The 21,938-nt window shown below is 43.0% G+C and carries 16 protein-coding genes; 6 read left to right on the forward strand and 10 right to left on the reverse strand.

Going from position 1 to position 21,938, the window contains the following annotated elements:
• Positions 1–131: 131 nt before the first annotated feature.
• The 4 genes from infB to JKG64_RS04335 form a co-directional block, all read right to left on the reverse strand.
• Entirely contained in the window at positions 132–3,227 is a 3,096-nt protein-coding gene (gene infB, locus JKG64_RS04320) for a translation initiation factor IF-2 (protein ID WP_210353102.1), read from the reverse strand.
• A gap of 107 nt (positions 3,228–3,334) precedes the next feature.
• Positions 3,335–4,573 carry a transcription termination factor NusA gene (gene nusA / locus JKG64_RS04325; protein WP_210353103.1) on the reverse strand — a complete coding sequence of 413 codons (1,239 nt, stop codon included), beginning with the start codon at positions 4,571–4,573 and terminating at the stop codon, positions 3,335–3,337.
• 2 nt (positions 4,574–4,575) lie between these two features.
• A complete protein-coding gene (locus tag JKG64_RS04330; protein WP_210353104.1) occupies positions 4,576–5,040 on the reverse strand; it encodes a ribosome maturation factor RimP in 465 nt (154 codons plus the stop codon).
• Positions 5,041–5,203: 163 nt separating this feature from the next.
• Complete coding sequence (locus JKG64_RS04335) at positions 5,204–5,983, reverse strand: XRE family transcriptional regulator (protein ID WP_210353105.1); 780 nt, start codon at positions 5,981–5,983, stop codon at positions 5,204–5,206.
• 104 nt (positions 5,984–6,087) lie between these two features.
• Here JKG64_RS04335 and JKG64_RS04340 point away from each other — a divergent pair, with 104 nt between their 5' ends.
• Positions 6,088–6,429 (forward strand): GIY-YIG nuclease family protein, encoded by a 342-nt coding sequence (locus tag JKG64_RS04340; protein ID WP_210353106.1) that lies wholly within the window; start codon positions 6,088–6,090, stop codon positions 6,427–6,429.
• A 168-nt stretch (positions 6,430–6,597) separates the two neighbouring features.
• Here JKG64_RS04340 and JKG64_RS04345 read toward each other — a convergent pair whose 3' ends face one another.
• Together JKG64_RS04345 and JKG64_RS04350 are read right to left on the reverse strand one after the other, a co-directional pair.
• Entirely contained in the window at positions 6,598–9,684 is a 3,087-nt protein-coding gene (locus JKG64_RS04345; RefSeq protein ID WP_210354300.1) for a basic secretory protein-like protein, read from the reverse strand.
• Positions 9,685–9,771: 87 nt separating this feature from the next.
• Positions 9,772–12,060 (reverse strand): transglycosylase domain-containing protein, encoded by a 2,289-nt coding sequence (locus tag JKG64_RS04350; protein ID WP_317195830.1) that lies wholly within the window; start codon positions 12,058–12,060, stop codon positions 9,772–9,774.
• Positions 12,061–12,365: 305 nt separating this feature from the next.
• Here JKG64_RS04350 and rpoN point away from each other — a divergent pair, with 305 nt between their 5' ends.
• Positions 12,366–13,826, forward strand: a complete 1,461-nt coding sequence (gene rpoN / locus JKG64_RS04355) for an RNA polymerase factor sigma-54 (protein ID WP_210353108.1) — start codon at positions 12,366–12,368, stop codon at positions 13,824–13,826.
• A gap of 141 nt (positions 13,827–13,967) precedes the next feature.
• Positions 13,968–15,626, forward strand: coding sequence for an ABC1 kinase family protein (locus JKG64_RS04360; protein WP_210353109.1), 1,659 nt, complete (start codon positions 13,968–13,970; stop codon positions 15,624–15,626).
• A gap of 182 nt (positions 15,627–15,808) precedes the next feature.
• On the opposite strand, the gene JKG64_RS04365 is transcribed toward JKG64_RS04360, so the two are convergent.
• Positions 15,809–16,549, reverse strand: coding sequence for an SH3 domain-containing protein (locus JKG64_RS04365; RefSeq protein WP_210353110.1), 741 nt, complete (start codon positions 16,547–16,549; stop codon positions 15,809–15,811).
• Between the two features lie 163 nt (positions 16,550–16,712).
• On the opposite strand from JKG64_RS04365, the gene JKG64_RS04370 reads away from it, so the two are divergent.
• Positions 16,713–17,774: an endonuclease/exonuclease/phosphatase family protein gene (locus tag JKG64_RS04370; RefSeq protein WP_210353111.1), complete on the forward strand. Its 1,062-nt coding sequence runs from the start codon at positions 16,713–16,715 to the stop codon at positions 17,772–17,774.
• Positions 17,775–17,997: 223 nt separating this feature from the next.
• A complete protein-coding gene (locus JKG64_RS04375; protein ID WP_210353112.1) occupies positions 17,998–18,804 on the forward strand; it encodes a hypothetical protein in 807 nt (268 codons plus the stop codon).
• Positions 18,805–18,863: 59 nt separating this feature from the next.
• Here JKG64_RS04375 and JKG64_RS04380 read toward each other — a convergent pair whose 3' ends face one another.
• From JKG64_RS04380 to JKG64_RS04390, 3 genes are all read right to left on the reverse strand, one after another.
• Entirely contained in the window at positions 18,864–19,874 is a 1,011-nt protein-coding gene (locus JKG64_RS04380) for an NAD-dependent epimerase/dehydratase family protein (RefSeq protein ID WP_210353113.1), read from the reverse strand.
• Positions 19,875–19,999: 125 nt separating this feature from the next.
• Complete coding sequence (locus JKG64_RS04385) at positions 20,000–20,554, reverse strand: hypothetical protein (RefSeq protein WP_210353114.1); 555 nt, start codon at positions 20,552–20,554, stop codon at positions 20,000–20,002.
• A gap of 44 nt (positions 20,555–20,598) precedes the next feature.
• Positions 20,599–21,201, reverse strand: coding sequence for a Crp/Fnr family transcriptional regulator (locus tag JKG64_RS04390; protein ID WP_210353115.1), 603 nt, complete (start codon positions 21,199–21,201; stop codon positions 20,599–20,601).
• A 140-nt stretch (positions 21,202–21,341) separates the two neighbouring features.
• Between JKG64_RS04390 and JKG64_RS04395 the strand changes: the two genes are divergently transcribed.
• The gene (locus JKG64_RS04395) at positions 21,342–21,932 is read left to right on the forward strand and encodes a hypothetical protein (protein ID WP_210353116.1); all 591 of its coding nucleotides are present in this window, start codon (positions 21,342–21,344) and stop codon (positions 21,930–21,932) included.
• The last annotated feature ends 6 nt before the right edge of the window (positions 21,933–21,938 follow it).

Raw genomic sequence — 21,938 nt, forward strand, 5'->3', positions numbered from 1 at the left:
AAAGATAGAGTCTTAAAAAATTTAAATCAAATAAATAGTTATGATAAGCCATTAAAACTTTCTATTACCTGGTATCTAAACAAAAAATCCCGATCATTGCTGACCGGGATTTTGATATTCGTTAATGTAAATTACAGTTTACGTTTTACTTCAACTTGTTCGTATGCTTCAACGATGTCACCAACTTGTATATCGTTATACTTGTCAATCTGAAGACCACATTCGTAACCGTGTGTTACTTCTTTCACGTCATCTTTAAAGCGTTTCAATGAAGCCAATCGACCTGTGTGTACTACTACACCATCGCGGATTATGCGGATATCATTATTTCTAGCGATTTTACCCGTTGTAACCATACATCCTGCAATCGTACCGACCTTAGTAATCTTGAATGTCTCACGGATTTCAACTTCCGCAACGATTTTCTCTTCAAACTTAGGTTCCAACATACCTTCCATCGCTGACTTAAGCTCTTCGATTGCATCGTAGATAATTGAGTACAGACGGATATCAATTTGCTCGTTCTCTGCTAGTTTACGCGCATTTTGTGTAGGTCTTACCTGGAAACCGATGATTACAGCATCTGAAGCAGAAGCCAATAACACATCCGACTCCGAGATCGCACCCACAGATTTGTGGATAATATTAACCTGGATTTCATCCGTAGATAGTTTCAACAATGAGTCAGATAGTGCCTCGATAGATCCATCCACGTCACCCTTAACAATAATATTAAGTTCTTTAAAGTTACCGATTGCCAGACGACGGCCGATTTCATCCAAGGTAATGTGTTTCGTAGCACGCATACCTTGCTCACGTTGTAATTGTAAGCGTTTGTTCGCTACAACACGAGCGTCAGACTCACTCTCCATAACATATAGCTTATCACCAGCTGTAGGAGCTCCCGACATACCCAAAATCTGAACCGGTACCGAAGGACCAGCCTCTTTCACACGTTCGCCGCGTTCATTTGTCAAAGCTTTCACTTTACCAGAGTGCGATCCTGCTAGAATTGCATCTCCCACACGTAGTGTTCCGCCCTGTACCATTACCGTAGTTACGATACCGCGTCCTTTATCCAATGCTGCCTCGATTACCGAACCAACGGCACGTTTCTTAGGATCCGCTTTAAGCTCTAACATCTCCGCCTCCAACAATACTTTCTCTAGTAATAGCTCTACGTTCTCACCTGTTTTTGCGGAGATTTCCTGTGCCTGGAATTTACCGCCCCAATCTTCCACAAGAATATTCATTGCAGATAGTTGCTCACGGATTCTATCCGCATTAGCCCCCGGCTTATCCACCTTAGTGAATGCAAATACAATTGGTGCACCAGCTGCCTGAGCATGGTTGATTGCTTCTTTTGTCTGAGGCATCACAGCATCATCCGCTGCGATCACGATAATAACGATATCTGTTACTTTCGCACCACGTGCACGCATCGCTGTAAAGGCTTCGTGACCTGGCGTATCCAAGAAAGTTATCTTACGACCTCCGTCAAGCGTTACTGCATATGCACCGATGTGCTGCGTGATACCACCTGCTTCACCTTTAGTTACATTTGCCTTACGGACATAATCCAATAAAGACGTTTTACCATGATCGACGTGTCCCATTACAGTAACAATCGGAGCACGAGGAATCAAGTTATCTTCATTATCTGCTTCTTCAAGTTCTGTAGTCTCTTCGTCTTCTGGTTTTATAAACTCAATTTTATAATCAAACTCATCCGCTACGATAGCTAACGTTTCAGCATCCAGACGTTGGTTGATCGACACAAACATACCTAAGCTCATACATGTACCGATAACTTTAGTCACAGGAACATCCATTAGATTAGCCAATTCATTTGCCGTTACAAATTCCGTAACACGCAATACGTTTGACATCATTTCTTGTTCCATTGCTGCTTCTTCCGCAGATAAAGCTACATCGTCACGTTTCTGTCTTCTTAGTTTGGCACGTTGTGCGAATTTACCCGATTTACCCGCTCCGCTCAAACGAGCAAGCGTAGCTTTGATCTGGTCTTGAATTTCTTTTTCCGACAATTCTCCTTTAGGAGCATCTTGTCTTGGTCCCTTATTTCTTGGGTCAAACTTTCCTCTTCCAGCTGGAGCATTTCCGCCTCCTGGACGATTATTGTTGTTATTATTACCACGCGGTCCGCCACCATGTTGGAAGCCACCTTGTCTGTGCTGTCCTTGACCCCCAGCGCCCTGTTGGAAGCCACCCTGTCTGTGTTGCCCCTGACCACCTTGTTGATTTCCACCGTGCTGTCCTCCCTGCTCATTTGGAGAGATAGGCATACCCGGTTTATTTGTCCGTTTACGCTTGCGCTTATTGTCTTGATTCGCATTAGACGATGAAGCCACAGGCTTCTCTTTAGGTTTGAAGGTCGGTAATTCAATTTTACCGATAACCTTTGGTCCTTCCAGTTTTTCAGAACGAGCGCGAATCACTTCGTTTTGCTCTTCTGCAGGTTTAGATTCTATAACAGGTTTATTTTCCACCTTTATTTCTTCCTTTTTAACTTCAATTTTATGTTCTGGTTTCTCAACCACAGGCTTCACCTCTTCTACAGGTTTCACAACCTCTTCCTTCTGTGCTATTGGCGCAGGAGCTGGCGTAGGTGCAGGTTTTGGTTCTTCTTTCACTTCAGGTTTAGCTGGCTCTACCGACTTAGGTGCCTCAACTGCTTTAGGCTCTTCTTTTACGACCTCCTTAACAGGTTCTGCTTTGACTTCTGACTTCTCGACAACTTCTTCTTTCTTCTTTGCCTTCCCTTTATTTAAGCTATCCAAATCAATTTTGCCTACGACCTTAAGATGTCCTCCAGCTGTATTTTCTTCTACTTTCTCTGGCTTTTCTGTCTCTTCCTTTTCTACAGGGGCAGGTGTTGCTACATTTTTGATTAGGATCTCTTCCGAATCATCAGCATGATCTTCTCTTTTAGAGGCTATAGAATCTTGAGGTACGGTTGCACTTCCGCCCAAAGGAGTTTCATCACGACGAATTTTTCCAATAACAATCTGCTTCGCTTCATCCTTCGCAATTTTGTCACCTTGAAATTCGCGCGAAAGAACGCCATACATATCTCCAGTTAATTTTGTTGTAGGTTTTGCTTCTACGTCAAAACCCTTTTTACTTAAAAATTCCACTGCAGTACCTATACCAATATTAAGTTCCTTTGCTGCTTTGAGTAAGTTTATGCTTTTACCTTCTGTCATCTATTTATTAACCTCTAAAAATCTGTTACTACAAAAATATGTTTTTTTTACTCGCAATTAACAAATATTTACATTTAATATGTAATATCCGTATGGGCAACCGAAGCTTATTCAAACTCCGATTGCAAAATGCGCACTATCTCCTGGATAGTATCTTCTTCTAAATCCGTGCGTCTTGTCAATTCTTCTAACGACAACGACAATACCGACTTCGCACTATCTAGACCAACACGTTTCAATTCGTCGATGATCCAGCTGTCGATTTCATCTGAGAATTCTTCGATATCCACATCTTCCTCTACCTCATCGTTCTCTCTGTACACATCGATTTCATAACCTGTCAACTTGCCGGCCAACTTGATATTGTGTCCTCCACGGCCGATAGCCAATGAAACCTGATCTGGCTTCAAGTAGACTGCAGCTGTCTTTTCATCTTCATCAATCTTGATAGAAGAGATACGCGCAGGGCTCAATGCACGTGTGATATACAAGGAGTGGTTTGTTGTGAAATTGATAACGTCAATATTTTCATTACGCAATTCGCGTACAATACCATGGATACGGGACCCTTTCATACCCACACAGGCTCCTACTGGATCGATACGGTCATCATAAGACTCTACCGCTACCTTAGCACGTTCTCCTGGTTCGCGTACGATTTTCTTAATGGTAATCAAACCATCAAAGATCTCTGGAACTTCCAGTTCAAACAGACGCTGTAAGAATTCAGGTGCTGTACGTGAAATAATAATCTTAGGATTACTGTTCATCATATCCACCTTATAGACTACTGCGCGAATGCTATCACCTTTTTTGAAATAATCGGCTGGGATCTGCTCTGCTTTAGGCAGGATCAGCTCATTGCCATCCTCATCCAATACCAGAATTTCTTTCTTCCAGATCTGATAAACCTCTCCGATTACCAATTCACCTTCGCGGTCTTTATATTTCTTGAATACCTCATCCTTCTCTAGCTCTAATACTTTAGATACCAACGTCTGACGGGCTGCCAAGATTGCACGGCGGCCAAAACTTTCCAGTGTAATCTGCTCGATATAATCATCCCCAACTTCCAAATCAGGATCAAACTGGTGTGCTTCAGCTAATTCGATTTCTAAATCATCATCTTCCGAAAATCCGTCCTCCATCACCACACGTGTTCTCCACATTTCCAAATCCCCATTATCCGGATTCACAATAACGTCAACATTCTCGTCCGTACCGAAACGCTTACGGATCATGCTGCGGAATACTTCCTCTAATACTGTAATTACCGTAGGACGGTCGATATTTTTGAACTCTTTAAACTCCTGAAAAGAGTCAATCAAATTAATATTGCTGCTCATTTTTAGTTAAATGAAATTAACACCTTTGTTTCTGTTATTTTATCCATTGAAAATATGACTTCGTTTGTTTCAGCCTTTTTTCCTTTTTCTTTTATTATTTCTTCGATTACCACTTCCGACTCCGTTGCGCTGATCAGTTTACCTTCACGCTTAGTGCCATCCTCCAATTTAATACGGACATTGCGTCCTATGTTCTTGACATATTGTCTCGGCATCAATAGACCTGTGTCTATCCCCGGCGAAGAGACCTCCAGGCGGTAAGCCTTTTCAATTGCATTCTCCTCTTCCAGGTGAAATCCCACATGCCTACTCACTGCCACACAATCCTCAATAGAGATTCCCTCATCACCATCCAACAAGATTTCAAGAACCCCATTTTTCAACATCTTTATACGAACTACAAAGAGATCTGCTCTATCTGCAATCTTTTCTTCTACCAGTTCTTTTACGCGTTGTTCGACCTGCATACGTTAATTTTAAAAATCAATTAAAAAAGGGGGCAAATACATGCCCCCTTCCTTTCAGATAGTACAAAAGTAGTATTTTTTTTTGAAAAACACAAGCCTCCCGTATATTTTTTCGATCCGCATATCATCTGGCGCTTCTTAAAAACATCTTAGCATCTTTTAGTTAGGGATTTTTAGTATCCACCACCGCACTGATTGTCTTCTGCATCTGCGCCATCATTGCTGTGAGAGACTCCATAGTCGGCTCACTACTTGGCTCCGGAAATTCCGTAGAGATATAAGCCTTCGCTTTCCACACCTCCAGAATTTCATCAGCGGCAACCCAATACGGCTCATATACCTTATTATCCGACAGTAATTTCAATCCTTTATCATCTTTATATTTAAATGCGATACGTTTATATACGATACCATCATTTTGCGAGAGCACTATATATGTCTGCCCTGGCTTCACGTCATGCCAATTTTCAACATACTCTGCAACCACGATAGAGCCCGACGGAAGTGGTAGCATCGAATCTCCCTTTATTTCAAAAGCCCTATAGGTGCCCTGTTTGAAAATCGGCAGAGAGAATCTTGGCAGCTCCCGTACAAATTCCGGATCGCCATAACCGTTCAGATAACCTGCACTCGCTTTGGTCGGCACCAATTCTATATTCTCTCTATCGTCGCCATCCACTGTAACGCTTAGCACCCGTAGATTAGAGGCGTTGCTTTTCGGAACGGGCTTCCATTTCTCATCTATCTGGTCATTGACCAATTCATCCATCGATAGCTCATAGTGTTCTGCTATTTTTTTTAGCAGCTCATACTTTGGCTCTGCGCGATCCTCCTCATAGGCCCCTACCGAAGCACGCTTAATCTCCATAACATCAGCAAATTGCTGCTGTGTCAGTTTGCTCTTTTTTCTTAAGAACTTGAGGTTTGATGAAATGTTTGACATAAAGTATTTTAAAATATATTTTCTGAAAACTAAATTTATTAGTAATATTGTGCCAATAAAATTAGTAAAAAATATAATCACCACCAAATAATTTAGTATATCACATGAAAAAACACCTTATTTACATCGCGACAGATCCAAATAGAGCCTATGTAGAGGCAGGTTATACACAGGATTTAATTACACAATCCGCCAACCTACAGTTTCATTCCAGCCGCAACGTGGGCAAGCTCCCTAAGTTTAACCGTATTGTACATGTAGAAGAATTTGCTTCTTTTGACAGTGCACAGAAGCGCCTAATGGAACTCACCCATTTCACACGTATGCAAAAAGAACGCCTGATCCGAAAACACAATCCAAACTGGCTCAACCTCACCTCTTCTTCCACAGCGATGAGTAGTCACCCAGCGCTGCGAGTTTCGCATGCTCTGATGGCGGCTTATTAGGCGAACAGCTTTCAGTGATATACTACCCAAACATGATTATACAAAAATGTCCTTAATGAGATTAAGGACATACAACAACAGCTACAAAAAAAGGCGTTGTTTAAACCTAAGTCTAAACAACGCCCCCTTAACAACCTCAACATATATCGCATATGTTACAGCTATAGACTACCATCCTGGCAGAAAGTTTAATCCGAATGTCCCAAATTTTGTTCTCGACTTGATCAATGGCACTGCATAATACGGCTCCAATATCATTGCGCCGAATAGATTGATACGCAAAGAGACTCCCGTACTGAAAATAGGTACACGATAGTTTGTATCATACCCATTAACCGGATTACCTTTATCATCCTCCACAGGCTTACCATCACTGTCTATTTGCTGGACAATAGGTTTTTTATCTACACTACTTACAATTGTATTTCCACGGCTCCATGCTAAACCCGCATCAAAAAAGAAGTTAAGATCCGAAAAAAGCAGTCCTGACTTAAACATAGCAAGCTTCTCCGGACCTGTAAACGGCAGTCGCACCTCAAAATTACCTACCAAAGTCCTTGATCCCATTAAATCATTGAATGATACTCCACCTACCTTATCGGGATTCAGGTCATCAAAGCCCCGGACAAAAAACGGATACCCGATATAGTTACCTCTCAACCTATCTTCATCCTTTCCGGAACGAAAATACCCATAGGCCCTAGCTGCGAAAGTCACTGGTGCCGTACGCACATATTTCCTTAAATCAAAGTAATAATTCGTATACTCTAAATCACCGAACACCTGCCCGGCCCCAACTCTATATTTATGTCCCTGCAATGGAGCAGCCATTCCGAACACAGATTTATCCCCGACAAAAGCGGCGCTCAACTGCTCCGTAATCAGCGGACGTAAATCCCCAAACCCCAATTCTGCAGAAGCCTCTTCATTCGAAATCTTCTGCCTATCGCCATATCTATTCTCTAAACTGCGTCTCCACTTATCAACTCTATAACCATATCGGGCCAATGCGGCTCCTACTTCAAAACGATTATACCTATTAAACGGATACGCTACAAAGCCATCCAATTGCGATTCAAACTGTCGGATATAATAATCATTCGCTGAGCGTTCCTTCCCGTTCCCAAAATCTTCCATGCGATATTGGCGGAACCCCATTAAGTAAGGAATATGGGATACAGAACCTCCCCAGTTAAACCGACCACGCTGATTGATATAAGTAACCTGTCCACCGATATCCTGTATCTGTCCATTTACATTCAAAGTAGCCTGAATCTGATTATAACCTAATATATCAGAGAAGATACCAAAGACACCTCCTGCCAGGCCTGCCCCATACCGTGAACCTACCGAAATCCCAGCACCTGAATTAGCCAGATAATCCAGCTTAAATTTTGGCGTGTAAGCGATATTATTAATCTGTTCGTCACCGATACGGCCAAACACATTAAAGTTGCGCAGGTTCGTATTGACGACATTCACCCCTCTGCTCACCAGTGGTGGCAACATAGCTGCTGTAAAATCACTTGTTGTACCATCGACCACTACAGGTTCGAATTCGGTACTCTTTGCTTTATACACATTATACTTACCCTTTCTAAAGTAAGAATATACAATCTCATCATTATTCGAGATACTCATAGCCGGCGAGTATTCAGTGATCCCCGATATCCCCGTAAAATAATCCGTCAGCCGCTCGACCGTCCCCGAAGCAATCAGATAACGGTACATATTGCGGTATCCGTCGCCATTGGACAAAAAGTAGATCTCCTGTCCATTCGACGAAAAGTGTGGATTCAGGTTGTTCGCTCCGGGGAACACATTTATATTTTTGATCTCTCCCGTAGCCACAGTCAAAACCGCTAGGCTCATTGGGATATCTACCTCCTTGCTATTTCCCTGCAGGGTCAGGCGATCCGTACTGAACACAATATACTTACCGTCCCTAGAGTAACTTGGCTGAAAATCCGAATACACATCATTCGTTAATTGCGTCACCTTCTTTGTGCTCAGATTATAGGTATACAGGTCCGAATGCCCATTGCTCAATCCCGAAAATGCTAAGGTCTCTCCATCGGGCGACCAAGTTATATTCGCAAACTCTACAATCTCTCCCATCGCCTGCACCGAGAGCACCTTTCCTGTCTCCACATCCACCGTCATCAGCTTGCTCTTACCTGAACTGAACACCGAGAAGGCGAACTTCTTACTATCCGGAGAAAATGAGCCCGCTGACTCTAAAAAACTAAACTCATCGATATCCTTACTCGTCAGCTTACTTCCCAGCTTTCGGATCATAGTTCCCGTACTCGCATCTGCCAGATAGAGATCTATACTGAACATATCCTTTTCCGACATATAAGCCACATACTTACCATTTGGCGATATCGTCGGCGATATGTTCATATTCCCTGCGTTCGACCGGTTCAGTAGCTGTACACCGATCGGCCTTGAGGTCGTATCCTTATCCAGCTTTCGGTACATATTCTCCATACTGTTCTTCCATAGCGTAGACACCGTCTGTGCGTCATAGCCAAAGACCCGGCGCATGGCATAATCGTACCCATACTTTGCTGTCTCGACAAAGAGCGGCATGATCACCGTATCTCCATAGGTTGCCCCGATATAGGACCAGAATGCCTGCCCATAGCGATAGGGAAAATAATTGTACGACTGCTCCGTCATCTGTTTGAGCGACGGTATATCATTATTCACATAAGCATCACGCATCCACATCGACGTAAAAGCATCTTTCTTTCCGATGGAAAAATACTCCGCCATCCCCTCTACCATCCATAACGGTATATTCCCTATACTCTCCAGACGGGTAGAATCTGTCCTTTCCATTAAAACCCTGTACTGAAAAGCGTGCACCAACTCGTGCCCGAGCACATGCCGCGTCTGCTGGTTGATCTGCATCACTGGCATTACCACCCGCTGCTTGAACCCCTCAGTGACCCCGCCCGTCCCCACACCTATCTCTCCAGAGATAGCCGTTGTTTGTTGAAATTCGGGATGGTTATTATAGACGATAATTGGGTTTTTACGCGAAAAGGTGTCCTGAAACACCTGCTGATGCAGTTCGTACCACACCTCCGATTCTTTTGCCAACCAGCGAATCAAGCTGTCATTTTTTGAGTAATAATAGAGATTAAAGTGTGGCGTATCGTAGACCTTAAAATTCAGCTTCTTATAGCGCATCTTATTCTGTCCAAAATACTGCGCCTGGACAGACATACCAAACAAGAGCAACATACAGCATGTCAACGCTAATTTGGCGAGGTACCGCATAATTCCATTCATAATTGCATGTAATTTATAATCGAATAAATCTATAACTAATTAAGGTAAATTATTACTTCTATTTTCCTGCGTATTGCTTCGTTGCGTTCCCGCTTCCCCCTGCACCGGACGTACCTCTTCAAGCTCTGGCAACACCATTTCTTCACCTCCTTCTTCGCCTACATTATCTAGACTATCTGTCGGTTGCTCGACACGTATACGTGGGCTAGGACAACGGTAATCTTTCTTCACCTCTACAGTAGATTCCGGAAACTTGCCAAATGTTACCCCCAATTCCGGATGCTTGTACAATTCTTCCATAAATAAGGCATAGATAGGCAGTGCCGTCTTCGATCCTTCCCCTGTACCCGAGTTTTTAAAATGTATACTCTGCTCATCGCAGCCTACCCATACACCCGCTACCAGATCCTTGGTCACCCCCATATACCAGCCATCGACATAATCTGAAGACGTTCCTGTCTTTCCACCTATTTCATTTCCGTCTTTAAACAGATCCCATTCCCATAGTGCCTGTGACGTACCGCTCGGCTCTTCGACCGTCCCTCTTAGCATATACGTCATCAACCAGGCATTTTCCGGATTGATTACCTGTTTCTGTTCCGATTTGAATGTAGCAAGCGTGCTCCCATCCATCCCCACAATCTTAGACACTAGAACCGGATCTGTCTTTTTACCGGCATTCATAAATGTAGCATACGCTTTTACCATTTCGTAGACAGACACATCATTCGATCCAAGCCCGACCGAAGGCACCGACTCCAGCTTACTATCGATACCACATAGATGAGCGACATCCACCACCTTATCCCAGCCTACAGCCTCGGTCACCTGTGCTGTAATCGTATTCAAAGATCTCGCCATCGCCCAACGTAGCGACATCTCCCGATACGACACACTCCAGTCCGCATTCTTTGGTTCCCACACTTCGTGTTCTCCCTTTTTATTGGTAAATTCAATCTTCACCGGTTTATCCGTAAACTTATCACATGGTGACATACCCGACTCCAGGGCTGCCATATAGGCAAAAGGCTTGAAGGTAGATCCTGCCTGACGTTTGGCCTGGTTGACATGGTCAAACTTATAGTATTCGTGATTTATTCCGCCTACCCACACTTTGATTTCACCGTTATACGGATTCATTGCCATCATCCCCGTATTCAACATCATCAGGTAGTGCTTCAGCGAGTCCATCGTCGAATAGTTCACCTTCTCCATTCCCTGCCAGGTAAACACCTCCATTTCCTTCTTTTTGCGCAAGTCGACAAATACACTATCCTCATTATTGTGATACCTATGCATCAGAACCGAATATATAGGTAACTTCCGGGCATGGTTTTCCAGAAATTCCGGAATAACCTTGCCTTCCTTATCCCGCCATGGCTCCTCACTGCCCCAGGTATTCTTTAGGCGCCTTTGCAATTCTTCCATACGGTCTATCACCACCTTCTCCGCAATCTTTTGCATCCGCGAATCGATAGTCGTATAGATCTTAAGTCCTGCTTTATAAATATCGATCTCATTGTCCTGGCTCCATTTTTCCAACCAGCGCTCTACTGCAGAGCGGATGTAAGAATCATTGCCATCGATATTGTCTTTATAATTTAGATCCAATCGCAGCGAGTCCTTAGAAAAGTCTGCTACCTGTGCCTGCGTGAGGTAACCCGATTTCTCCATCTGTGCGAGCACCACATTACGGCGTTGCATAGCATTCTTTGGATTACGGATTGGATTATAGATGGTCGTACCCTTCAGCATACCGACCAGCAATGCGCTTTCATTCACATTCAAGGTACTCGGCTGTTTGTTAAAATAACGTATCGATGCCGACTTGATGCCATAAGCATTGTTGCTGAACGAGACCGTATTCAGGTACATCGTAATGATTTCATCTTTGCTATAGCGGGTCTCCAGCTTGTAGGCTGTCATCCACTCCTTATATTTGGTGATCAGTATACTTATCCCCGGAACCTTGCTCAGATAGCCCTGTGCATTGGTATACCTTGTTTTAAAAAGATTTTTTGCCAGTTGCTGTGTGATGGTACTTGCTCCCCGCGGATCGCCCTTCAGTGTCGAGACCGCTCCCGAGACCAAGCCCATAAAGTCCACCCCATTATGTTTATAAAATCGTACATCCTCTGTCGCGATCAGCGCATCCAGCACATGCTTAGAGATACTATCAAAAGGGACAGGGTCTCTATCCTCTTCAAAGTACCGCCCGATCAGCACCGAATCTGCCGTATACACTTCCGAAGCCACATTCAGTGTAGGCATTACAATATCATTCTTTGTTGGCGAATAACCGAATAGACCTAAGAAATTAAGTTGCACTGCACAAGTAAACAATATGATACTATAAACTACAATTAGTACATATCGTAATATTCTATTTTTAACACGTCTAAACATGCGGTAAATATGGATAAAATGTTTTAAAATACCCTATTTTAGAAAACAAAAACAGCCATGCGAGAATAAAATTAACTAATTTTAACAAAGTCTAATAATAGGTTGAAACACGTTAATTTAGACTTCCCTCACAGCCCTAAAAGAACAGGTCGTTCTACTCGTAAATAAATAAACGGTATTTAATGTCGGTATAAATCATTATTTTTACCCGTGTAATTAACTTAGACATGTTAAAACAGACATTACAGCAAAAACTATTACAAAAACTATCTCCACAACAGATTCAGTTTATCAAGCTTTTGCAGGTTCCTACCGCTTCTTTAGATACCCGTATCAAAGAAGAACTGGAAGAAAATCCAGCCCTGGAAGACGGCAGCTTGACCAATATGAGTGATCCTGTGGAAGAATATCCAGATAAAGACCCTGACGACTACGATAAGAATGAAGAATCTTTTGATGATGAATTCAGTGTAGAGGACTACATACAGGAAGATGATTATAAAGATTATGGGAGCAACTACTCTGCCGACGATGAAGACGAGCAGCGGGAGATTCCTATCGCTATACAAGATTCTTTCTTTGAAAAACTACAGAGTCAGTTGGATCTGCTTGCGTTGAGCGATCGGCAGTACCTCATCGGCAATCAGCTCATAGGGAGCTTAGATGATGACGGTTACCTTCGTCGTCCTATACTATCGCTTATCGATGATCTGGCCTTTTCACAGAATGTAATGGCCGAAGAGCACGAGGTCGAAGAGATGCTTCATGTCATACAGGCTTTTGAACCTGCTGGTATCGGCGCCCGCGATCTACAAGAGTGCTTATTGATCCAACTCCGAAAGAAAGACCAGAATAACCCTGTGGTACGGCAAGCTATACGCGTCGTACAGAACTACCTGGACGAGTTTACCAAAAAACATTACGACAAGATCGAGAAGCAACTGGATGTCAATTCCGAAGAGCTCAAAGAGATTGTCAACGAGATATTAAAGCTCAATCCCAAACCGGGGGATTCGGCATCTGTCGCCGGCAAGCAGCTACAGATTATTCCCGATTTTCACATCAGCAACGATGATGGGGTACTCCATCTTACCCTTAATGGACGCAATGCTCCAGAGCTACGGGTATCACGCTCCTATCAGGATATGTTCGAGCATTACGAAAAGGCGGAGAAAAACGACAAGAAGATGAAAGAGGCCGTACAGTTTGTCAAGCAGAAACTTGATTCGGCCAAATGGTTTATCGACGCCATCAAACAGCGGCAGCAAACACTGCTCAAGACCATGAATGCCATTATGGAGTTTCAGTATGACTATTTCCTTACAGGGGATGACCGTATGCTCAAACCCATGATCCTAAAAGATATCGCCGAAGAGATAGATATGGATATCTCCACAGTCTCACGCGTCGCCAATTCCAAATACGTACAGACTGAGTTCGGTACATTCCTGTTGAAATCATTTTTCTCCGAAGCGATACAGACCGACTCCGGCGAAGAAGTTTCCAACAAAGAGGTCAAAAAGATATTAGAGGAGTGTATCTCCAACGAGGACAAGCGCAAACCACTGGCAGACGAAAAGCTGACCGAGATACTTAAAGAAAAAGGCTACACTATTGCTCGACGTACCGTAGCCAAATACCGTGAGGCACTGAACATTCCAGTCGCACGTCTACGTAAAGAACTTTAATTTAATCCTACCCTACAGGCATAGATTTTCTTTCCTAAGAGGAATGAAAATCCATGCCTAATCAGTATCTTTAACACTGTCTTAACGCCCGAATTCCAAAAAATCACTATCTTGTAATAGCTTAACAACAGATTATAGTGTATGGAAAACCCGATAGCGCGGCAAAAAAGCAAACTGATGCGGGCAGCCAAGTTGATCAGCATCCTTGGCAAGTATGGTTTTGAAGACCTCAAATCCAAAATAACCAGTAAAGAGGACACAACAGCTTCTTCGACAGGAACCACCGCAGATCAAACCCCTTTATTCTACGAGCGCATCCGCAAAGCAATCGAAGAACTCGGCCCCACCTATGTCAAGTTTGGACAGACCCTCTCTACCCGCGAAGACCTACTGCCTCCGCAGCTTATCCTCGAGCTGAAGAAGCTACAGGACAATGTGTCGCCCGAGAAAATCGATATTCGCAGCTGGCTTGAGAATGAGCTACAGCTTGACGATCTCTCGACCGTTTTCCAGCACATAGACGAACAGCCATTTGCTTCGGCCTCTATTGCACAGGTCTACAAAGCCACCCTGAGCAATGGCACCTTCGTAATCCTAAAAGTAAAACGGACAGGCATCCGGGAAATCGTGACTGCCGACCTACTCCTACTCAAAGATATTATCAACCTACTCATTGATTACTATCCATTGGTACGGGAGATCAATCTTCCTGATATATTCGAAGCCTTTGAAAAGAATATTATGGAAGAGTTATCCTTTCAGCACGAACTCAAAAACATCCAACAGTTTGCCCGCAATTTCAGCGATGAGCCCCGCATCAAATGCATGCAGGCCTACCCCGAACTATCTACTGATAACCTACTGTGTATCTCCTGGATCCAGGGATTCCGGATTACCGACAGCTCTTCCATCCAGTCACAGCAGCTTGATCCAGAATACATCATCGACACCGGGTTAGACCTTTACCTCACACAGGTACTCGAGCATGGCCTCTTTCATGCCGATCCCCATCCCGGCAATATGCTCGTCACCCCTTCGGGCCATATCGCCTTTATCGATCTTGGCGCTATGGCACGCCTGCTCCCTAGGGACAAAGAGCAACTCGAAAACTTTATCCTCTATTTCATTAACAAGGATGTCGACAATCTCATTCGGACCATCAAACGCATGTCCATCCGTATCCATATCAAAAATGAAAAGGTACTCGAGCGGGATATACAGGCCATGTTTGACATGATTGCGACCCAATCGCTCAAAGAACTGGATGTCAAAGCGGTTTTTTCAAGGTTTTCGAAAATACTCAATCAGAATGACATCCTCATGCCCGACCACATCTACCTCCTTGTGCGGGGCATCGTGTTATTAGAAGGCATTGGACGTTCCTTATTGCCCGATCTAAATATCATTGACAAGGTCAAGCCCTATATCACCAAGATTATGGCCAAACGCCTTTCTCCTCCTTACATCATCGAGAACATCCTACAATCGCTACAGCAACTACAGGGGACACTATCGGCGGCGCCCAAGTCTTTAATAGACCTGCTGCACAAAGTAGAACAGGGCGAATTAAAATTCCGTATAGATAGTCAGGAGCTTGCTGGATTACAGCAGCAACAACGCAAAGACAGCAGCATCAACAGAAACCTCTATATCGCAGGCGTCTTATTTCTCGGGGGCTGTCTCCTGTCCGGTGTACAGCAGACCACCTTCTTGGGCATCCCTTGGATAAGTTGGATACTGTTTGGCTTTAGCTTGATTTTCTTTGTACTGGCCGGAATACGCAAAATACACATAGGGTAACTTTATTATAGCGATTCTCCCTACTAAAATGAGATCCGTTGCTATTTAATAAGACAGTCAGAACTGAACTATGTCTAAGATTTATTAGGTACTGGTACGCTAAAAGATTCACGACAAGGCACCCAAAGCCATTCGCCTAAGCCTAAGTTCGATAGTACCCAAACAAGGCTATCCTATTTCGGTCAAAACGGAATATAAACAAGCCGCTCTTTAAACTTACCAGCGACAAAGACAAAAAGAACGTCATACGCATAGGAGGTATCTCCATTTGAAGCGCCAATATATAACGCATCACGCTCTTTGTCATAGGTGATCAGCATCGGGAACCGACTACCATGCTGTAGATCTTCTCCCACAGAAAACAAAGTCTCCAATTCTTTAGCAGGCACCCCAGTCTTCCGTCCCCCGATCTCTACCTCAATAGATTTATACCTAGACGCTTTTACATTAGGGTCGTAAAGTCCCCATACCGGCACTCCGTTCAGCGCGATATCACCGTTTTCATCCATCTTCAACTTTCCTTTCAATGCATTAGGATTAGCGTTATCAAATTCCACTCGCACCGAAACATCCGCTGTAGTTCCTTTTCCCTTCGGGCTTTTAAACAGCCAGTGGGTTTGATCGGAAGCCACCAAAGGCACAGACGCTAACTGACTAAGCACTTTCAATCTAGAAGCATGGATATAGCCATCCAACTCTTTGTCATTCACCCTGAACGTCACGGACACCCAGTTTCCGGACATACCATCTGCCTCCAGATGATATACAACAGCATGAGAATTCACCTTGCCTACAATCTTGCTTTTTACATTAGGCTCTTCCCTAATATTGACGAATCCGTCTGGATCCAATACCTTCATAAACTGAGCCTCAGCAGATAGCACACCGCTCAGCAGGCCTACAAGCAATAAAATGCGTATCATAGATTATCTGTTTTTGAATATAAAGCACCATTCTTCATCATCTGGATGGTTACCATAAGTGTTTAAAAATTTAGGAATAAAGATAGTCCCTATTTGTAAAAAAACAGCTATACAAAAACAAAACATTTCGCTCAAGTGTATTTATTTAAAACAAACTTCATATATGCTCATCCTACTACTGTCCTGTTTACTTATCCTTCTCAGCATCCTCCCCTTTATACAACATCAACATTGGATTTTCCGCGTGCCCGAGTTCCTAAAGCTACAGATCCTTATTCTGCAAGGGGCTGTCTTTGCACTGCTATTCATTTTTAGCGACAGAGATCCACTCTTTTGGTTTATACAGTCTATACAACTGCTGTTAATGATCTATCATATGTATATCCTGTCGCGGTATACTAAGTTCTGGCGTACACCAGTAATTCAAAAATCTGCTTCAGCTTCAGATCATATTAAAATTATCTCCTGTAATGTATACCAGGACAATCGGGAGTATGAGCGTTTTATAGCCCTAGTCCGAAAAGAAGTGCCTGACATTGTGCTTACGATGGAAAGTGATAACCGCTGGGAGCAGGCACTACGTCAGCTGGAGAACGACTATCCAAATACTCAAAAAGTCACATTGGACAACACTTACGGAATGCACTTCTATACGCGCCTCCGGGTAATAAAGATTCAGACACACTATTTTGTAGCTGATGATCTCCCTAGTATCGAAGCCGAACTTGAGACTAAGGATGGGTACCGTTTTATTTTCTTTGGTGTTCATCCTCCGCCACCGAGTCCCACCGAAGAAGAAAATTCGAAAGAGCGTGATGGTGACCTTCTAAGCGTAGCCAAGCGCGTACGTCACTATACACTACCTGTCGTGGTTGCAGGAGACTTTAATAATGTAGCATGGGCAAAGAGTTCGATTCTATTCAGAAAAACCAGCCAGCTTATCGATGCCCGTATCGGCCGGGGAATACTCGCGACTTTCCATGCTAAATATTGGTTCTTTCGGGTTCCTCTGGATCTACTATTCCATAGCCCGCAGGTATTCATCGACCGATTAACGATTCTGCCCGATATCGGATCGGATCACTTTCCTGTATCCTGCACCTTCCATATCGACCGACAATCTGATGATCAGGAAGAGCGTCTCGAGAACCTGGACAAGGATGAAATGCAGGATGTGAACGAGCTGATCCAAGAAGGTAAAGAAGAGGAAAGCGACAATAGATAACAGCATATGCCATAAGCCAATCTTTATAACCGTATAACATACTATTTTGGTTTTTTTTTCGTATAATAATAAATTTAACCAGATAAACTTGAACAATACAACATTCTATATGCTTCAGATTACGCTTGTACATTTAAAAACACTTTTTCAGACTGCTTAACTCCTTTCTGTATGTTTGCTTTCATTCTCGTGCAACAGTACCGGTCAGACCACCGAGAAAGAAATGATAGCTTTTGTTGGGCAACCCCAGATCGCGCTCCATCAATCTACAGCCATAAAAATCTACTTTACAAGCAAACCCGACCCGGGGAGCATGGTCATCACTTCTACGAATAGCGAACTCGAAACAGAATTTGATGCTTCTACTATAGAAAAAGAGCTCGAAACCGAAGGAGCAAATTATTTTTACGAGTTCCAGTTTGATGCAGGCGCATTGGGAAAAGTAGATTTCCCAGTCGTTGAGGCTCAGATAGCCGGAAAAAAATATACCAGTCAGCCAGCATCTATAGAGGTAGTCGAACAGCTCCCAGTAGACAGTAAGGCTGTACGGACCATCCTCATCACGGACAGAGAGCAATATTTTTTAGGAGACACCATCACCCTTTCGCTATTCGAGTATTCCAAGTTCATGCAGTTCAGCCGTTTTACACCAGCTGCACTTGTCAAAAAAGGTGGTCCAGAAGCAATGATAGCAGTTATAGATGAAGGTAATGTAGATTATAAAGTCGGTATTGAAGGCTTTAAGAAGACAATAGATAATCATTTCCATGTCGCAAGCTTTGATTGGAACGCCGACTACCAGGGCAAGACTATGTCCCAACTTGATGGGGAGACCTATATCAAAGATCTCATTTTTGAGATCAAACTAATCCCCAAAAGCAAAGGCACTGTAACAATCGGCAAGAGTAGCTTTGACTACAAAGTCTACCCGTACTTAAATGCCTTCAAGGAACAGCTATTAGGTCCCGAAGAAATACTGCGCGAGCGTATCAACGTACAGTCCAATAGCCTGGATATTAAAATACAGTAAATTTATTACGATCTGATAAGCTACCCGCCACATTGCTACAGCAGATAGCTTATCAAGGTCTACAGCAAGTGTTTATTTTCCATCAGATAATCCATCGCTTCCTTGACTGCTTTTGCACCTTCCTTCGGATTAAAACCGAGTTCAGTCCTTGATTTCGAAATATCAAAATCCTGTTGTAGACCAGAAAACATCGCTATTTCCTTGGTTGTAAGCACTGGAGGTTTACCACTTAGTTTTGCCGAAAATTCCATAACACCTGCTATCGCATACAGGACGAACTTAGGTACAGCACCTGGTATTTTTAACTTTAATTCGGGATAAAGCCGTTGCGCGAGTTTAGTCGTATCCGTAATGGTCATACATTTCTCATTTGCCAAAATATAGCGTTCACCCGATCGTCCCTTTTCTGCGGCCAGACAGCACCCTTCTGCGACATCTTTCACGTCAACCCAGTTTAGCGTAATCTTGGTATCCATTGGTATCTGCTTATTCAAAATCAGCTTCAACACCCCATATGATACATTGAGCGGCAGAAAAGCTTCACTTCCGATCATAGCACCGGGCATCACCGACACCAATTCTATTCCCAACTCCTGTGCCAACTGAAAAGCCAGCCTTTCGCCATCATTCTTAGAGTTATAATACATGTCCCTACGATCAGGATTATAACCATTGCTCTCTTTCGTAGGCAAATTGGTATAATCAAGCGCCGCGATCGAACTCACATAGACGATCCGCTTTACACCTGCCTCTGCAGCCGCTTCTATCGTATTTCGCGTTCCCTGCATGTTGACATCATAAATCTCCTTTTTCGGATCTTTTGCCCATAGCTTAAATGCGGCACCTACTGCGTAAAACGTATGGACATCCTTCAGTGCACGCACGAACGAAGCTTTATCCGTTATATCAGCTTGTACAATTTCACAATCCAGCCCTTCGAAACAGTTTTCTTTTTTGAGTTTACGGACAGAAGCACGGACCTCAAATCCTTTTTTGATGAGTAATCTTACGAGATTATTTCCCAAGTGTCCATTTGCACCGGACACCAATACCTTATTTTTTTCTTTCATCTGTTTTGATTTTAAATGATAGGACAAAGTTCAGCCCTATCCACTCAAAACCACTTCACAAATGTTACCTAATAAGCTGCCTGCTGATATGGGGTACCGTTTGTTTGGAGTACCTCTTCGGCATCCTACTTTTTTCCGTTACCCTGTGCGCCATCCCAATAAGGCAATATACTACGTCGATACTTTAAATAATCTTCAGGAATATTTTCAAAGGCTTCTACCACCAAAGTCACCTTGCCATTTGCTGGCCAGCCCCAATAATTCTCTTTCAAAACAGCATCTTCCGATCGGATATTCCATTCGGGAATATTCACCATCGAGAATCCAGCGGCATCTGAATAGATCCCTGCCCTCTCAAATGCTTTGACAGCCGTATATCTACCTTTCAGGACAGCACTAATTTCGCCTCCTTGCCCTTCCAAAGACAGGCTTTCTACAATCAGGCCATCCGAATCATTCTTTTCCAAACCTTTTTTAAAATCCATAATGAGCTGCAGCTCATTGATCATAGCAATGCTATCTTCTTTTGTCACAAGTATAGAGAAAAGGTCTTCCTGCACAACTTCAAAAGTTTGATGTACAGGATCTATCGTCACCGTAGCCTTACGACTTACTATTCTCGATTCTTCTACACCTAAAAAAGTAGCAATAGCAAAAAATAAAACACTGATAGGATTCATCTTATATCAATCTACATAAATTCATTATACACTATTTTCATTCCTCATTCATAAGAAGATTTCATTCGTATCCCCATCATGATCTGCCTACGGATACGGCTCAGGCTTTTGGGGTTCATCCCCAAAAAAGAAGCAATATACTGCATCGGTACATTATGGATTATTTGAGGATACTCATCCATAAGCTTCAGATAGCGTTGTTCGGCACTTTGGGTCGCCAGTTCCTTAGCACGGTTTTCATTGTACGATAGCGCTTGCTGAAATACAAGAATACTGAAATCTTTAAACGCAGGACTTTGCTGTACCAGTAGATCGAGATCCCTTTTCGTTATACGCAATAGCTCACAGTCTGTAATACACTCCAGATTTTCATCTGATCTACATCCATTTGCGAAGCTGACATAGGATGTGATGAAGCCCGGAGGACAGTTGATATGCGTAGTCACCTCTTCTCCTTTACCGTTATAATGAAACAATCTTACAAAACCGGAAACCACAAAATACAGGTACGAAGGTATCTTTCCCTCTCCTTCCAGGATACGATTTTTTGAAACCAGCACTGGTTCAAAATACTGTCTGCACAGTGCTCTTTCCAAATCTGGAAGCATCACATTTTGATCAATAAGTTTCAAAAGCTGATTATGCATACCTAAAGATAAGATTTACGGTTTTAAATAAAACAAAATGTTCAAAACCATCCCCATTTTTAATCTAAAAAATATAGTCAATAATAGGGATTGTCAATCTCTTCAATTGTTCTTAATATTGGAATATATTTCGATAATGTATGTACATAAAATATTTAAGCATCAGCTTATCTGCTTTATTGATAAGTTCCTGCAATCAAAAAAACACGACTTCTGCGCAAAAAACAACCGATTCTGCAACAGTCACGACGAATAAGGAGGTTTCCAATCCTACAGACCTCCACAAAGGAAGTGTAACGGATAAATCTATCGATCAAGGACTAGAATGGCTGGAAAGCATTTTCAAAACAAAAAACTCAGACAAATACTTTCCTGAATATAATGTAGAAGAAAAGTTGTGTACCAAGCGATTTCAGGAATTTATTGCTGATTCGGGTGAACTCTACGGCCCCTCCAACCTGACAGATGAAGAGTACCCCGCAGCTGAGAAAAAATATAAAGCCAAGTGGTCCAATATATATCCGATAGAAGAGCGCGAAATGTGGCTATTCGGGAGAGGCAATGGCGATATCGGAGAGCTGAAGCAATTAGACATCAACAAGATCAAAGATGGACTGTACCAGGTATTTATCGATTACGGCGAGGGTATTAAAACGCAGAATGAGGTAACGCTGGTTCACGAACACGGCGATTACAAAATTGATTACTGCAAGACGGAGTTTGTAGACTAGATTAAC

The sequence above is a fragment of the Sphingobacterium tabacisoli genome (genome assembly GCF_017908035.1).
GTDB classification, from domain to species: domain Bacteria; phylum Bacteroidota; class Bacteroidia; order Sphingobacteriales; family Sphingobacteriaceae; genus Sphingobacterium; species Sphingobacterium tabacisoli.

Excerpts from the sequence above, each read along its gene's own strand:
- JKG64_RS04330 (WP_210353104.1), bottom strand. The coding sequence starts at position 5,040 with ATGCAGGTCGAACAACGCGTAAAAGAACTGGTAGAAGAAAAGATTGCA.
- rpoN (WP_210353108.1), top strand. The coding sequence starts at position 12,366 with ATGTTAAAACAGACATTACAGCAAAAACTATTACAAAAACTATCTCCA.
- JKG64_RS04360 (WP_210353109.1), top strand. The coding sequence starts at position 13,968 with ATGGAAAACCCGATAGCGCGGCAAAAAAGCAAACTGATGCGGGCAGCC.
- JKG64_RS04335 (WP_210353105.1), bottom strand. The coding sequence starts at position 5,983 with ATGTCAAACATTTCATCAAACCTCAAGTTCTTAAGAAAAAAGAGCAAA.
- JKG64_RS04395 (WP_210353116.1), top strand. The coding sequence starts at position 21,342 with ATGTACATAAAATATTTAAGCATCAGCTTATCTGCTTTATTGATAAGT.
- JKG64_RS04380 (WP_210353113.1), bottom strand. The coding sequence starts at position 19,874 with ATGAAAGAAAAAAATAAGGTATTGGTGTCCGGTGCAAATGGACACTTG.
- JKG64_RS04340 (WP_210353106.1), top strand. The coding sequence starts at position 6,088 with ATGAAAAAACACCTTATTTACATCGCGACAGATCCAAATAGAGCCTAT.
- JKG64_RS04365 (WP_210353110.1), bottom strand. The coding sequence starts at position 16,549 with ATGATACGCATTTTATTGCTTGTAGGCCTGCTGAGCGGTGTGCTATCT.
- JKG64_RS04375 (WP_210353112.1), top strand. The coding sequence starts at position 17,998 with ATGATAGCTTTTGTTGGGCAACCCCAGATCGCGCTCCATCAATCTACA.
- JKG64_RS04385 (WP_210353114.1), bottom strand. The coding sequence starts at position 20,554 with ATGAATCCTATCAGTGTTTTATTTTTTGCTATTGCTACTTTTTTAGGT.
- JKG64_RS04370 (WP_210353111.1), top strand. The coding sequence starts at position 16,713 with ATGCTCATCCTACTACTGTCCTGTTTACTTATCCTTCTCAGCATCCTC.
- JKG64_RS04390 (WP_210353115.1), bottom strand. The coding sequence starts at position 21,201 with ATGCATAATCAGCTTTTGAAACTTATTGATCAAAATGTGATGCTTCCA.
- infB (WP_210353102.1), bottom strand. The coding sequence starts at position 3,227 with ATGACAGAAGGTAAAAGCATAAACTTACTCAAAGCAGCAAAGGAACTT.
- nusA (WP_210353103.1), bottom strand. The coding sequence starts at position 4,573 with ATGAGCAGCAATATTAATTTGATTGACTCTTTTCAGGAGTTTAAAGAG.
- JKG64_RS04345 (WP_210354300.1), bottom strand. The coding sequence starts at position 9,684 with ATGTTGCTCTTGTTTGGTATGTCTGTCCAGGCGCAGTATTTTGGACAG.